Below are 13,867 nucleotides of genomic sequence, written 5' to 3'. Positions count from 1 at the left end.
ATCTGTTCACTTCGATCGTATTGTTTTGAGAGGAATGAGGAACAATACTGGCATTATGATCAGATACGATGATAGATATAGTTAGCTTATCTAGGACCATGGATGTCTTTTTATGAATCCTCTATGAGTTAGAATCATTTTACTGTATAATTAAAATATTCAAATAAATGAAAGGGTGTGGACATGCTCATGATGTGGAAACATACAGCTAAAAAAGGATTTCTCGTATTTCTTCTAGTTATTCTTGCTGTCATTCCCTTTGTAGAACCAGATGAGCCGCTATTCGTTAAAGCATCCGAAGAGATTACACAAGATGATTTCCCAGAAGACGCTCCGTTGGAGGATAAGCTCTCAGCGATTTTATCCGATGAACTATTGGATGGAGCGGTAACAGGTGTCAGTATCAAGCATGCGGAGTCGGGGGATATGCTGTTTTCTCAAAACCCAGATACGCGCTTGCATCCAGCTTCGAATATGAAGCTGCTCACAGCAGTCTCCGCTTTGGAAACCCTCGGTAAAAATTATCGGTTCACCACCGAAGTATTAACGGATGGAAGACAAAGAGGCGAGGTGCTTCATGGAGATTTATATTTAAAAGGAAAAGGTGATCCAACCTTATTGAAAGAGGACTTTGATCAATTTGCCAAAGACTTAAAGGAAGAAGGTATTCATAAAATTAAAGGGGACCTCATTGGAGACGATACGTGGTATGATGATGTACGGCTTTCTCAGGATTTAAACTGGTCAGATGAACCTTTTTATACGGGTGCGCAAATTTCTGCTTTAACTTTATCGCCAAATAATGATTATGATGCAGGTACCGTCATTGTCGAAGTGACACCTAGTAACAAGGCGAGGGGAAAAGCAGAGGTGAGGGTTACTCCAGAAACAGATTACGTAACGATCGACAATAAAACCGAAATGGTGAGCGAAGATGAAGAGAAAGATATTTCGATAGAACGTGAACATGGAACGAATACGATTATAGTCGAAGGGACCATGCCAGTCGGAGGATCGAATTCCCGCTCATGGGTTTCTGTTTGGGAACCTACTGGCTATGCTTTGGATGTGTTTAAAACATCCTTAGAAGACGAAGGAATTAGGTTTATAGGCAAATCAAGAGAGACATTTGCGAAAACCCCGGATGATGCAAAACTGCTAACTTCGAAACAGTCGATGCCATTAGAGAAATTACTTATTCCGTTTATGAAGTTAAGTAATAACGGACATGGTGAAGTACTGACCAAGGAAATGGGTAAATTCGTTCATGATGAAGGCAGCTGGGAGGAAGGCCTGGAAGTCATGGAAGACGTCATTACCGCTCTTGGTGTGAATGAAGATACGATCCTGCTTCGTGATGGGTCGGGAATGTCTCATAAAAACATGATTCCGTCAAAGGATCTTGCTCAGCTGCTGTATGAAGCGCAAAATAAAGAGTGGTTCGATGCATTTCAGTATTCCTTACCAGTTGCTGGGGAACCGGATCGTCTTGTCGGGGGGACGCTGCGTTACCGCATGACTTCTGAACCAGCAAAAGGAAATGTCATAGCCAAAACCGGATCGTTAACTGGTGTTTCCACCTTGTCTGGTTATGTCACAACATCAGATGATGAACCATTGATTTTCTCCATTATGATTAATAATTATCTCGGTTCAAGTGGAGATATCAGGGATATTGAAGATGAAATAGCAACTACATTAGCAAAGCATGAATTTTAACGGAATAGTGGATGATGGTAAAGCTCGAATCGTAGCGGACTGATTCGGGCTTTTTTCATAGGGTGGAGGATGTTATCGATACAGTCTGAGGAATTTTCAATAAAGTTGAACAATATGGTAACTCTGGATACAATATGATCGATAGATTTATGGATTAGAGGTGGAACGAATGCCCAAGCTAACAGAGACCGATGCATTTATACGAAGGCTGCAACTAAAGGAAGGAGAAATTCCATCTTATCATACGTTTCCGTTTGATTTGCCGGTGATTCGTCATTTTCAAGATGTGGTGTTCCATCCAAATGTGACCTATATCATTGGTGAAAATGGTATGGGCAAGTCTACATTATTGGAGGCAATTGCAGTTGCGTTTGGGTTCAACCCGGAAGGTGGCACCCGCAATTTTCGCTTTTCTACGTATGATTCCCATTCTCCATTGGATCACTATGTCCGCTTAGTGAAAGGGGTATTGCGGCCAAATGATTCCTTCTTCTTCCGGGCGGAAACATTTTATAATGTGGCGACCAATATTGAAGAAATGGATAAACAACCTCAGGCAGGGGGAAAAGTAATTGATGGATTCGGCGGGAAATCATTGCATGAGCAGTCGCATGGACAAGCTTTTTTTGCGGCATTTATGCATCGTTTCCGTGGCAATGGCTTATATATTCTAGATGAACCAGAAGCAGCCTTATCTCCATTAAGGCAAATGTCGATGCTCGCACGTATTCATGAATTGGTGGAGAATGGATCCCAATTTATCATTTCTACCCATGCGCCAATGTTGATGGGTTATCCGGATGCGAAGCTACTGGAATTAACAGAAGATGGCATGCAAGAAACCACGTTAGAACAGACAAGTCATTACACATTGTTAAAACAATTTATAGAGAATCGCGATCGGCTTCTACATCATTTATTTGAATAACATAGGCGAATGCCTTAATTCTCTTATTGATGTACCCTCTTGCTTATTAGGTGAATAAACTAGTTGGTGACGAAAGGGGGAAGAAATGTGCAAGACAGCTATTCTTTTCGGCCGGTAACGAGTCATCCTTCCAATGAATGGTACCATGATCCAAGTTATTCTTATCCAGGCAGTCAGCCTGCTAATGTTCAACCAACATCAGCTTCCCGAACGGACGATGCAAGCAATCCGTCGTATGCGAGAGGCTATGATTATCCAACGTATACCATTCATTCACATTCTAGTCCGATTAAATCCGATACGTATGCATCTACGTATAGTCCGGGTTACTATTCGAATTCCGAGACAGAATTAGGAAGAAAATTAGATCATATGAATTATTTGCTTGGTCAAATTGTAAAACAAAACAATGAATTATTAAGGCGAGCACAGCATTATCCAGAACAAAGTCAGATGGTAACAACTCCCAGTAGCGGGGGATCGGTAATCGTAAGAATGTAAAAAGACAGATAAAAAACCCAATCAATGGTCAATTCGTTGGTTGGGTTTTTGATCGGTTTTTACCCAGCAAATTTCTAATAGTATACTTGCCATAGGAAATCACAAACCATTAAGGGAGAGGATGGAATGTCCATATCATCATTCAATTATGATCAAGCGGGAGAGACGTATGGAAGGTCCAGACAAACCGATCCAAGAATAGCTGCATATGTGGAACGAGCAATAGGTGAAGCGCAAACGATTATCAATGTTGGTGCTGGGGCAGGTTCGTATGAACCGAAAGATAAATATGTGATGGCTGTAGAGCCTTCGAAAACAATGCGTTTGCAACGGAAAGAGAAAGGACGTCCCCCTGCAGTTATCGGAAGAGCAGAAGCTTTGCCATTTGATGATCGATCCTTTGATGCAGCTATGGCAATGGTGACGATTCATCATTGGCAGGACATGGAAAGAGGAATTCAAGAATTACGGAGAGTCAGTAAGGGGCCTGTTGCTATTTTGACCTTCGACCCCGATGCATTACATGAATTTTGGAATATGGCCTATTTCCCAGAAGTGGTAGAAGCAGAACGGAAGCGATACCCAACGATGGAATGGCTGACAACAACATTAGGTGGAAGCTGTCAGATAGAGGCTGTACCAATTCCTTTGGATTGTTTGGATGGATTTCAGGAGGCATTCTATGGGCGGCCAGAAGCATTTTTAAATCCAGAGGTACGAAGAAATCAATCCGCCTGGGGATTTGTTTCGGAGGAAACGGCTTCAAAAGGGGTAACGAAATTGGAAGCAGATCTGCAGTCTGGGAAATGGGATAAGCGGTATGGTCATTATCGCAGACAACCTTTTTTTGTTGGTGCACTTCGGCTCCTTGTATCTACACCAGATCATTAAGGGTATTTACCTAAAAAATTTTCATTCCTGGCATAAACGCCCAATAGTTTAGGTAGGCAAATGCATATCCATATTCCATAGCATAAAATTAGAAATGAGGGAATTTAAGATGAGTCATGAATGGAATGTACCTGCTACCCCGCCTGATCCACATTCGTATTATTCGGATGAACCACATTTCTACCCGCAAGTGACAGAAGCTCAAGCCTATGGGCAGGGATTTTATCCAGATAACGAACTGGTTCGGCGACCACCATTTGGACCACGACCACGTCCGCCATTTGGTCCGGGTCCCGGATTTGGTGGCCCTGGATTTGGACCTGGTCCTGGATTCGGGGGACCTGGCTTCGGAGGGCCTGGCTTCGGTGGCCCCGGATTCGGTTTTGGGTTTGGTCCGTTTGTTGGAGGATTAGCTGGCGGGTTATTAGCTGGAACATTGGTTAATGCATTTGATGAAGGCCCGTATTACCCTGGTCCCGGATACGGTCCATATCCAGGACCATATCAGCCTTATTATTAGTAGGAAGCCAGGAACGGAAATTAAAAATTAAACAACCATGTGTGTTTGTGTTTCAACTGCTAGCATTGATATTCGTTGTCCCAAATGCGTTCCCTGCGTTTGTAAATAAAGTTAGCTCAAGCCAGCACAGAACCCTCCGTGCTGGCTTGATATGTTTCATTCTGCTTTAGCTAGACTTTTTGGTTAACGCTAACACCCACCAAATCAGTACAATTTGAAGCGGCAATCGAAGCCATAAAGCAATAGCAGGCAGATGATAAGCTTCTGGCATCAATGCCATATAAATATTAACGGGAAAGACAAGAATTAAGAAAATCGCTACCCAGATACCAGCTTTCCTGCGGGTACGTGAATAAAGTAAGCAGAAAGCCAGTATTATTTCGATGATACCAGATAAATAGACAATAGCTGGCCGAAACGGAACCCACTCCGGCATGGCGCTAATAAAGAAATGGTCAAGCAAGAAATGACTCATTCCGGCGCCCATAAATAGAATTGCAAATACATATAGTCCAATTACTTTTCCCATACGCTCTCCTCTCTATCGTCTGTTGCTCAATCATAAAGCGTAGAAGCAGAAAGGTTCAAGCTCGAAGGTTCATTCTCATTCCCATTGGTATGGTGTTTCTTGATACACGTAATAATTCAACCAATTGGAGAATAGGAGATGTGCATGCGAGCGCCAACGGTTTAATGGCTTCTCTTTCGGATCATTATTCGGGAAGTAATTGGTTGGGATACTTGGATCCAGTCCTTTATTCCGATCACGGTGGTATTCATCAGCAAGCGTGCTATGATCGTATTCTAAGTGTCCAGTTACCATGACATGCTTTTCATCCCTGGACAAAATGATGAACGGATCATCGTCTTTGGTAGATGACAGCAAGAGCAACCGATCATCCGCCCGAATCGTATCGCCTGACGTACCGGTATATCGTGAATGCGGTGCGAGAAATTCTTCATCAAATCCACGCACAAGTTCAACCGTTGAATTGGCAACAGTATGCGTTAATACACCCGTGCATTTCGCTGGCAATTCAAATTTTCCAATGCCGTAATGATAATAAAGTGCGGCCTGAGCAGCCCAGCAAATATGCAAGACAGAGGTAACATTGGTTTTCGCCCATTCCATAATGGTAGCCAGCTCCTCCCAATAATCAACCTCTTCAAAGGACAGCATTTCTACCGGTGCACCAGTAATGATCATGCCATCGAATCGCTTATGCTTGATATTCGCAAAGGTTTGATAAAACTGATGCAAATGCGATTGACTGACCGTCTTCGACTCATGGGTCGCCGTGTGCAGGAATGTCGCTGTAACTTGCAATGGAGAATTCCCTAGCAAGCGAAGCAGCTGTGTCTCGGTGCGTTCCTTCTCTGGCATTAAGTTCACAATCACAATATTTAAAGGACGGATATCTTGCGTCGTTGCCCGATCGGTATCCATTAAGAAAATATTCTCTTGTTCAAGAATATGTCGTGCAGGTAATTGTTTGGGTATCGTAATTGGCACTTGGAATCCTCCTAAATCGTTGTTTTCCTCATTATAAATCAAGCAGGCGTGAAGTTCTATAACAGAATTCTGAAAAAGAAAAGGACTCCAGCAATATGTTTGCTGAAGCCTTGATTTAGTAAAGAAATGTTTAATAAACTTTATCGCCATTAAAAATGGAATTCTTCACAACGACATAATCTACGGTACGGATCGCATCAAGTTTATTGCCGCCAGCATAAGAAATAGAAGATTGCAAGTCTTGCTGCATTTCATTTAACGTATCAGCTAAGGAACCTTTATGCTCCACGAGCATTTTCTTGCCCTCTACATTCTTCTTTTCGCCTTTTTGGAATTCAGAAGCAGAACCGAAATACTCTTTAAGCAGCTTGCCATCTTTTTCAATGGTCACCCCTGGGGATTCCTCGTGTCCAGCAAATAGCGAACCAATCATAACCATCGAAGCACCGAAACGGATCGATTTGGCAATGTCACCATGTGTACGAATTCCACCATCAGCGATAATCGGCTTGGTTGCGGCTTTCGCACACCAGCGAAGTGCTGCTAATTGCCATCCGCCTGTTCCAAAGCCTGTTTTAATCTTCGTAATACATACTTTTCCTGGTCCAATTCCAACTTTAGTCGCGTCTGCGCCAGCATTTTCTAATTCCCTTACAGCTTCTGGCGTCCCAACATTTCCAGCAATTACAAAGCTAGCAGGAAGGTACTGCTTAATGTGACGAATCATCTTGATTACCGCGTCGGAATGTCCGTGTGCGATATCGATCGTAATATATTCCGGTATTAACTGCGCTTCAGCCAATTGTTTAACAAAATCATATTCTTCTCCTTTTACCCCAACACTAATCGATGCAATTAAATCGCGTGCATGCATATCTTTAATAAAGTCGATACGTTTTTCTGGTTCAAAACGATGCATGATATAAAAGTAACCATGTTCTGCTAAAAACGTAGCAATCTTTTCATCTATAATCGTCTGCATATTGGCAGGTACGACTGGTAATTTAAAGGTGTTGCCACCTAATGTAACAGTTGTATCACATTGTGAACGGCTAGAAACCATACATTTTGCAGGAATTAATTGAATATCTTCATAATCAAATACATTCTCCATGTTATACACCCCAAAATCCGAATGATATCAAACATAACAAAAATAATGTTCGTCTATTAGTAATGTACATCATTTTTGCGAATAAGTCAAAATGAAAAGGCTTAAAAAGGGAGAAAAGTTATTGAATCTTACTTGTCAGATCTATTAGAATGAAGCGTAAGTGTTGCTTGCTGGGTGATAGAGTAGATCATTGAGATTAAGAAGAAATACGTGAAAATAGTAGCTGAATCCGATAGATTAGAAGATAAATCATAGCAACGGAGAGAAAAGGAAGTGCGGAGATGAAACAAACGAAACCGGTGGTTGCCATTGCTGGAGCGAGCGGCTATATTGGACAACATGTACGAAGAAAGCTAAAGGGGAAGGTTCATGTGATTGGCCTGTCCCGTAATGGCGATCATTATCAGGATACAGAAGACATCACCTGGCGTTCCTGTGATCTATTTTCCATAAAAGACACAGAGAAAGCAGTGGAGGGTGCCGATATAGCAGTTTATTTGGCGCAAGCCTTGAAGCCTTCTGCAAAACTTACCCAAGGAAATGTGGCAGATAGGAATGCCATCTTGTCAGATAATTTTGCCCAAGCTGCCAAAACGCAGGGGGTGAAGAAAGTCATCTGCTTAACCGGGCCGATGCCAAATTCTGCAAGGAAGCTTTCTTCCCATTTAAAGAGCAGATTGGAAGTGGAACGGATATTACGTGCATATGGCACGCCTGTCACCGCCGTACGAACGGGTCTAGTGGCAGAAAAGCCGGAACAGCATCTGTTTGTAACCAAAGATATGCCATTGAAGCAGGACGTTCGCTCGGTGCAGCGTATTATTGTCCCAGCAGGCAACAGTGCTCATGCGATTGCCAAGTATTATGTCAGGTGGTTACAAGCTTTTCTCCGGCCATGGGTGCGAACAGAGATCGATGAGAAGTTGCATTGTACGATCGGTTTCCTTCGTCCGCAATGTCCATTATTGGAATTAACGTACTCTCCAGAGCGAAGTACTGCTGATCAGGCATTGTATGATATAACGGATGGGCTTTTGACAGATAAGAAGCAGCATCATAGAGGAAGAATGGAATTTCGCAAAATCCCAGCATCGAATGAGGCGATTATTGCCATCCATGATTACGTCCCAGCGCTGCCATGGTTTGTTTATCGCTATACGCAAGCAATTATGCATCGCTTTGTCATGGCTTGCTTTCAGCGGCATATGAAGCAGCTGGGTAAACGAGAGTTGATGCATGGGAAGTTCCCGGAAAAGGAAAAGGGGCTGAATCATAGCTCATGATTCAGCCCTTTCTTTTGTTAAACTGAAGCTTCGTAAATCGATTGTACGGCTCTGTTTAGTGTATCGTTGAATTCTTCGTCGGATTGATTGACGTTTAAGTCTTGGCTAAGTGCTCTGGAGAAGCTGGCAATCAGGCCATCGTTTTCTTTTAGCTTCTCATTCGCTACTTCTGTAGAGTAACCACCAGAAAGAGCGACAACACGCACCACTCTTGGATGATTGATTAGCTCTTTATAGAAGTTTTTCTGCGTTGGAATCGATAATTTTAACATGACGTTTTGATCTTCATTTAATTGATCCAGCTGGTTAAGAATCTCTGCCTTTAAAATTTCTTCACATTGTTCTTTTTCCGAGCTGTTAATATCTACTTCTGGTTCGATAATTGGTACTAAGCCAGCAGCAAGGATTTGTTTGCCGATTTCAAATTGCTGGTCAACGACTTCTTTGATCGCTTCCGGATTTGCTTTTTTAATCACCGAACGCATTTTCGTACCGAAAATATGGCGCTCATTCGCACGGCGCAGTGTCTCGTCTAAATCATTGATTGGCTTCATAAGCTGTACGCCATTGCTCTCGTCTGCAAGTCCCTTATCGACTTTCAGAAATGGGACAATCCCTTTCTTTTCCGCTAAGTAATCTGCCGTGTATAGGCCTTCTATCTTGCTATCCATCGTTTGTTCAAAAAGGATCGCACCTAAAATCGAGTCCGGATCAAACGAAGGAGAGGTAATGATTCTTGTACGCATGTCGTGTACTAAATCAAACATTTCTTTTTCGTTTGTATAGGCATCCTCACCAATCCCATAAGCGGCCAATGCTTTTGGCGTACTGCCACCACTCTGGTCCAGTGCTGCGATAAATCCTTTGCCGTTCTTCATTTTTTCGAATTGTTGTTGATTCATCATTCTCACTCCTTTACATTAGTTGTACCCAGTTTTGAGCACAGTATGGGAACCAACCCTTCTATTTTCATTTTAGCATGAATAAAGATTCGATTATAGTAATGCGTGTATGAGGATTCTACAAGAATCGAACGAGGTATTGTTCTAGATGTGGTTAGGTTAATCTAAGCTTTTAGTCGTTTTTTAGCAGTCATGATTTCCTTCGTGATCGGTATATGTCCTTTTGCTTTAGCAAGCCCATATAACGGCATATTTCCATACACCGATTCATAATTACCCTGCTCCAATAGATACGTCTCATGATATATGCCAACCGCTTTGCTGCTGCCGACTTTTTGATTGAAATTTTTCCAAGCAGTAAGATGCTTGGCACCCTTGGCATACGCCAGTAAATCATCCTTGGAGCGCCAGTATTGAATCATCACGGTCGTTCGTAAACCAAAGTACATCTCTGTCGATAAAAATCCTAACCGCTCTTTCTCGGTATACAGTTCTTTGATCATGCCAGGCATCGCCATAAAGACAGGCAGCCATTTGTGAACGGCAAGCTGATGATTAATCCGCATACCAATTAGAAATACGACGATATCCTCATCGTTTGCTGCTGTATACCGACCTTGATAAATGTGTTTACCCATGTTCCTATTCCTTTTCTGTTTGGATATCTGCCAATGTGACATCACACCAGTCGATGGTGGCTTTCGTAACCCGCTTTCCATAATCTAAGGTGTACAGCCAATAAGAGGCATCTTGACTTTGCTTATAGCTTTGCGTAATCAACGCTTCAATCGATTGATACGTGGCATAGCGCTCCTGTAATTGCTGCTTGTAATCTTGAAGCAGTGCTAAGGTTGGTTCGGTTCGCTGGTGCCGGCTGAAGAAAAGCTTTAAGATAACTTCGTTTCGTTCCGTGGGAATTTGCTTCATCGGCTGTTCTAGCCAGGTTTGTAATGCTTCTTTCCCTTTGGCAGTGAGAAAGTATTCTTTTCGGTCCGGCTTCCCATCCTGTGCTGTCGTTTCAACCGTTGCGAGTCCAGCTTGGACAAGCTTTTTTAAGGTCGGATAAATTTGTCCGTAGCTGATCTTCCAAAAATGATTTAAGCTCTGATCGATCAGTTGTTTAATTTCGTATCCTGTACGGCAATCTGTTGTTAAAATGCCAAGTAAAGCATAGGTAGTGTGGTTGTAGGTTTTCGTCAATTGTGATCACCCTATCAATGTGATATGTATCTTTTAGATATATAAAACAAGAAAAATGCGGAGGCAGCAAGCTCTATTTGGAAAAATTTATACAAAATGGGTAGATGTTTTGGTATAGTGAGGGAAATAAGGGGGTGCGCGGGATGAAGGTTATGCTGTCAGCCATATTGGAGACTGTGCGTGTGCTTGTAATCACGGTTTTCTTGTTTATATTAGCGAGTTTGGTTGTAACTGCTTTTTTTGAAGATACGACCAATATAAATTATCAAGCACTGATTGAAAGCAATAGCTATTTGTTCTTCCTTCGTTGTCTACAAGCACTAGGAATACTTGGGTTCATCTATATTCTCTATCGCAATAAGTATCAATTCTCCGGCTGGTATAAAGGAAAACGAATGCAGCGTCTTTCCAAACGGACAACAAGGGTGTTATTCAGTATCAGCCTTGTTTGTACGCTAGCACTATATCTAGTTGTTTGGTTCATGGTTAGCGTGAACCAGTTATAGAAATCTGATTGCGTGGGGATATGCTAAACTAAGGAATAGAAAAAATCGATAAAGGAAGTTAATTACGATGAAAATTACGATTGTCTCGGTCGGAAAACTAAAAGAAAAATACTTAAAGCAGGGCATCGATGAATACTTGAAACGATTAAACGCTTACGCCAAAGTGTCGATAATAGAAGTAGCAGATGAAAAAGCACCAGAGAATATGAGCGAAGCAGAAATGCAGGAAGTAAAACAGAAGGAAGGCGAACGCATCCTATCCCATCTTTCGCAGGACACGTATGTCATCACGCTTGAGATCAATGGCAAAATGCTAAGCTCCGAACAGCTCGCTAAGAAAATGGATGAACTAGCTACATACGGTAAAAGTAAAATTGCCTTTGTCATTGGTGGGTCGTTAGGGATCAGTGATGAGGTTCAGAAGCGGAGTGACTTGGCTTTGTCATTCTCAAAAATGACATTCCCTCATCAGTTGATGCGGTTGGTGTTATTGGAGCAGGTGTATCGCGGGTTTCGTATTAATAGAGGGGAACCGTACCATAAGTAGATAGAAGTTAACAACTTTATATAAAACCATTATTTAGTTTAAATTAGACTTTAAAATCTTAATATAATTTTTAAAACTATAGAATTTCAATGTTTTCATAATGGGAATTATTGGTGATACCTAGTTAAATATCTGATAAAATAGGGTTATAGTCACATATAATTTTTACATACAGAGAAAAAATGAGGGGTAGTAATGCTAGTTTATGAAGCTGTAAAGTCCGAATTTTTGGAAGATGTTTTTCATGACGAATTAACGAATAACATCATCAACAATTTCCAGTCTAAAATAGGTACGGTGAATAAGAGCGAGGTTCGATCATGGGATAATTCCATGCAGTATATGTATCGTGTCTTAATGGATGCTGAAATACCAGATAATGCCGGGGTTGCTATTGAATATAAAGTTCCTTATTCCTCTAAGAGGGTAGATTTTTTGATTACTGGAAAAAGAGATAAAGAAGAATCAGTTGTTGTAGTGGAGCTGAAACAATGGGATAAAGTTGAAAAGGTTCAGGGAAAAGAAGCCATTGTCAAGACTAGGTTTAATCATGGGCTTGCTGAAACAACCCATCCTTCTTATCAGGCGTGGTCTTATGGATCGTTAATTAAAGATTACAATGCCACAGTACAACAGGATGAAATTGATATTTATCCTTGTGCCTACTTACATAACTATATAGTAAATGGTGCTTCTGACCCGTTAACAGATGATATTTATCAATATTACATAGATCAGTCTCCGGTTTTTGCAAAAGGAGACGCAAAGAAACTTCGAGATTTTATAAAAAGACATATTAAATATGGCGATAATAAGGAAACGCTCTATAAAATTGAGAAAGGAAAGATACGTCCATCAAAATCATTGCAAGATGCTTTGAATTCGATGCTGCAAGGAAATGATGAGTTTGTAATGATTGATGAGCAAAAAGTTGTTTTCGAAGAAGCCTTAAGGTTAGCAAATGAAGCTAAACGAACAAATACAAAGCAGGTGCTTATTGTAGAAGGCGGTCCGGGAACTGGAAAGTCTGTTCTAGCAATAAATCTATTAGTTGAATTAACTAAAAAAAGTATGGTAGCTCAATATGTAACAAAAAATTCTGCCCCACGTAACATTTATGCTACGAAACTTAAAAAGAACTTTAAGAAGACCCAGATAGATAACTTGTTTAAAGGATCAGGAAGCTATGTTGATGCACCGAGTAATGAATTTGATGTATTAATAGTAGATGAAGCACATCGGCTAAATGAAAAGTCCGGGATGTTCCAGAACTTAGGTGAAAACCAAGTCAAGGAACTTATTAATGCAGCCAATATGACGATTTTCTTTATTGATGAACACCAGAGAGTGACTCTCAAAGATGTTGGCAGTATTGATTTAATTAAAAAATACACGGCTGAAAACAATGGAGAAGTACACCAGTTAGAATTGGAGTCTCAATTTAGATGTAATGGCTCTAATGGTTATTTAGCATGGATTGATGATGTATTACAGATTAAACATACTGCGAATACAAACTTTATAGGAAAAGATTATGACTTCCGTGTGTTCGACGACCCCAATGATCTCCTAGAAAGTATTCGGCAGCTAAATAAAGATAAAAACAAAGCAAGAATGCTTGCAGGATATTGTTGGGAGTGGCCAAAGGAAACAAGAACCAAATCAGATACCCCTGATATTGTTATTCCTGAAAAAGATTTTGGAATCAGCTGGAATCTAGACAATACATTAACGTGGGCTATAGATGATGAATCGGTAAATGAAGCAGGTTGTATCCATACATCGCAAGGTCTGGAGTTTGATTACGCCGGAGTTATTATTGGTGATGATTTATTTTACAAAGATGGTAAGATGCATACAGACTATACGAAACGAGCAAAGTCTGATAGATCACTATTTGGTATTAAAAAGATGATAAAAGAAAAACCTGAAGAAGCGGCAAAAATAGCTGATGATATTATTCGCAACACATATCGTACCCTATTAACACGTGGCCAGAAAGGCTGTTTTGTTTATTGTACAGATCAGAAATTAGCGAGCTATTTGCAATGTAGATTGGAAAAAGTTGTTGAGTACAATGCAAATGAATTCTTTGGGGGGGAAATACAAGTGGCAGAGGATGGAGAGAGATATACAGATTAATAAAGGGAGCTTTAATATAAGATAAAAACGATAAATTTTATTCACATGAAATCGCTATGATAAGAGAGGTTTATGGGTACATCAAAAAGTTTATATCTTGG

General features: G+C 40.9%; 15 protein-coding genes. 9 read left to right on the top strand and 6 right to left on the bottom strand.

Going from position 1 to position 13,867, the window contains the following annotated elements; translation table 11 throughout:
* Positions 1 to 189 precede the first annotated feature (189 nt).
* The 5 genes from dacB to M948_RS0121760 all read left to right on the top strand — a co-directional run bounded on the left by dacB (position 190) and on the right by M948_RS0121760 (position 4,559).
* Positions 190 to 1,719 carry a D-alanyl-D-alanine carboxypeptidase/D-alanyl-D-alanine endopeptidase gene (dacB, locus tag M948_RS30150; RefSeq protein ID WP_021290181.1) on the top strand — a complete coding sequence of 510 codons (1,530 nt, stop codon included), beginning with the start codon at positions 190 to 192 and terminating at the stop codon, positions 1,717 to 1,719.
* 169 nt (positions 1,720 to 1,888) lie between these two features.
* The gene (locus M948_RS30145) at positions 1,889 to 2,647 is read left to right on the top strand and encodes an AAA family ATPase (RefSeq protein WP_021290180.1); all 759 of its coding nucleotides are present in this window, start codon (positions 1,889 to 1,891) and stop codon (positions 2,645 to 2,647) included.
* An 87-nt stretch (positions 2,648 to 2,734) separates the two neighbouring features.
* Positions 2,735 to 3,148 carry a hypothetical protein gene (locus tag M948_RS30140; RefSeq protein ID WP_021290179.1) on the top strand — a complete coding sequence of 138 codons (414 nt, stop codon included), beginning with the start codon at positions 2,735 to 2,737 and terminating at the stop codon, positions 3,146 to 3,148.
* Positions 3,149 to 3,274: 126 nt separating this feature from the next.
* Positions 3,275 to 4,039, top strand: a complete 765-nt coding sequence (locus M948_RS30135; protein ID WP_021290178.1) for a class I SAM-dependent methyltransferase — start codon at positions 3,275 to 3,277, stop codon at positions 4,037 to 4,039.
* A gap of 109 nt (positions 4,040 to 4,148) precedes the next feature.
* Positions 4,149 to 4,559 carry a hypothetical protein gene (locus M948_RS0121760; RefSeq protein ID WP_021290177.1) on the top strand — a complete coding sequence of 137 codons (411 nt, stop codon included), beginning with the start codon at positions 4,149 to 4,151 and terminating at the stop codon, positions 4,557 to 4,559.
* 166 nt (positions 4,560 to 4,725) lie between these two features.
* Here M948_RS0121760 and M948_RS30130 read toward each other — a convergent pair whose 3' ends face one another.
* The 3 genes from M948_RS30130 to guaC form a co-directional block, all read right to left on the bottom strand.
* Positions 4,726 to 5,088, bottom strand: coding sequence for a DoxX family protein (locus tag M948_RS30130; protein WP_021290176.1), 363 nt, complete (start codon positions 5,086 to 5,088; stop codon positions 4,726 to 4,728).
* A 75-nt stretch (positions 5,089 to 5,163) separates the two neighbouring features.
* Entirely contained in the window at positions 5,164 to 6,072 is a 909-nt protein-coding gene (gene metA / locus M948_RS30125) for a homoserine O-acetyltransferase MetA (protein ID WP_021290175.1), read from the bottom strand.
* Between the two features lie 130 nt (positions 6,073 to 6,202).
* Positions 6,203 to 7,186, bottom strand: a complete 984-nt coding sequence (gene guaC, locus M948_RS30120; RefSeq protein WP_021290174.1) for a GMP reductase — start codon at positions 7,184 to 7,186, stop codon at positions 6,203 to 6,205.
* 281 nt (positions 7,187 to 7,467) lie between these two features.
* Between guaC and M948_RS30115 the strand changes: the two genes are divergently transcribed.
* On the top strand, positions 7,468 to 8,469 hold the full coding sequence (locus M948_RS30115; RefSeq protein WP_021290173.1) for an NAD(P)H-binding protein: 1,002 nt from the start codon (positions 7,468 to 7,470) through the stop codon (positions 8,467 to 8,469).
* Positions 8,470 to 8,486: 17 nt separating this feature from the next.
* On the opposite strand, the gene M948_RS30110 is transcribed toward M948_RS30115, so the two are convergent.
* The 3 genes from M948_RS30110 to M948_RS30100 form a co-directional block, all read right to left on the bottom strand.
* Positions 8,487 to 9,371 (bottom strand): fructose bisphosphate aldolase, encoded by an 885-nt coding sequence (locus tag M948_RS30110; RefSeq protein WP_021290172.1) that lies wholly within the window; start codon positions 9,369 to 9,371, stop codon positions 8,487 to 8,489.
* A gap of 164 nt (positions 9,372 to 9,535) precedes the next feature.
* Complete coding sequence (locus M948_RS30105) at positions 9,536 to 10,009, bottom strand: DUF4188 domain-containing protein (RefSeq protein WP_021290171.1); 474 nt, start codon at positions 10,007 to 10,009, stop codon at positions 9,536 to 9,538.
* A gap of 4 nt (positions 10,010 to 10,013) precedes the next feature.
* On the bottom strand, positions 10,014 to 10,571 hold the full coding sequence (locus tag M948_RS30100; protein WP_021290170.1) for a PadR family transcriptional regulator: 558 nt from the start codon (positions 10,569 to 10,571) through the stop codon (positions 10,014 to 10,016).
* A 143-nt stretch (positions 10,572 to 10,714) separates the two neighbouring features.
* On the opposite strand from M948_RS30100, the gene M948_RS30095 reads away from it, so the two are divergent.
* The 3 genes from M948_RS30095 (at position 10,715) to M948_RS30085 (ending at position 13,766) form a co-directional block, all read left to right on the top strand.
* Entirely contained in the window at positions 10,715 to 11,077 is a 363-nt protein-coding gene (locus M948_RS30095) for a hypothetical protein (RefSeq protein WP_021290169.1), read from the top strand.
* A gap of 67 nt (positions 11,078 to 11,144) precedes the next feature.
* Entirely contained in the window at positions 11,145 to 11,624 is a 480-nt protein-coding gene (gene rlmH, locus M948_RS30090; RefSeq protein ID WP_021290168.1) for a 23S rRNA (pseudouridine(1915)-N(3))-methyltransferase RlmH, read from the top strand.
* A gap of 195 nt (positions 11,625 to 11,819) precedes the next feature.
* A complete protein-coding gene (locus tag M948_RS30085) occupies positions 11,820 to 13,766 on the top strand; it encodes a DUF2075 domain-containing protein (RefSeq protein ID WP_021290167.1) in 1,947 nt (648 codons plus the stop codon).
* Positions 13,767 to 13,867 lie beyond the last annotated feature (101 nt).

It is taken from the genome of Virgibacillus sp. CM-4 (assembly GCF_000445495.1).
Taxonomy (GTDB): Bacteria; Bacillota; Bacilli; order Bacillales; family Amphibacillaceae; genus Virgibacillus; species Virgibacillus salexigens.
The sequence above is the reverse complement of the archived record's forward strand: the minus strand, read 5'-3'. Positions and strand labels throughout refer to the sequence as shown.

What these genes read in the sequence shown, in the direction of transcription:
- M948_RS30130 (WP_021290176.1), bottom strand. Translation starts at nt 5,088, where the DNA reads ATGGGAAAAGTAATTGGACTATATGTATTTGCAATTCTATTTATGGGC.
- M948_RS0121760 (WP_021290177.1), top strand. Translation starts at nt 4,149, where the DNA reads ATGAGTCATGAATGGAATGTACCTGCTACCCCGCCTGATCCACATTCG.
- dacB (WP_021290181.1), top strand. Translation starts at nt 190, where the DNA reads ATGATGTGGAAACATACAGCTAAAAAAGGATTTCTCGTATTTCTTCTA.
- M948_RS30110 (WP_021290172.1), bottom strand. Translation starts at nt 9,371, where the DNA reads ATGAATCAACAACAATTCGAAAAAATGAAGAACGGCAAAGGATTTATC.
- rlmH (WP_021290168.1), top strand. Translation starts at nt 11,145, where the DNA reads ATGAAAATTACGATTGTCTCGGTCGGAAAACTAAAAGAAAAATACTTA.
- guaC (WP_021290174.1), bottom strand. Translation starts at nt 7,186, where the DNA reads ATGGAGAATGTATTTGATTATGAAGATATTCAATTAATTCCTGCAAAA.
- M948_RS30085 (WP_021290167.1), top strand. Translation starts at nt 11,820, where the DNA reads ATGCTAGTTTATGAAGCTGTAAAGTCCGAATTTTTGGAAGATGTTTTT.
- M948_RS30135 (WP_021290178.1), top strand. Translation starts at nt 3,275, where the DNA reads ATGTCCATATCATCATTCAATTATGATCAAGCGGGAGAGACGTATGGA.
- M948_RS30095 (WP_021290169.1), top strand. Translation starts at nt 10,715, where the DNA reads ATGAAGGTTATGCTGTCAGCCATATTGGAGACTGTGCGTGTGCTTGTA.
- M948_RS30145 (WP_021290180.1), top strand. Translation starts at nt 1,889, where the DNA reads ATGCCCAAGCTAACAGAGACCGATGCATTTATACGAAGGCTGCAACTA.
- M948_RS30115 (WP_021290173.1), top strand. Translation starts at nt 7,468, where the DNA reads ATGAAACAAACGAAACCGGTGGTTGCCATTGCTGGAGCGAGCGGCTAT.
- M948_RS30105 (WP_021290171.1), bottom strand. Translation starts at nt 10,009, where the DNA reads ATGGGTAAACACATTTATCAAGGTCGGTATACAGCAGCAAACGATGAG.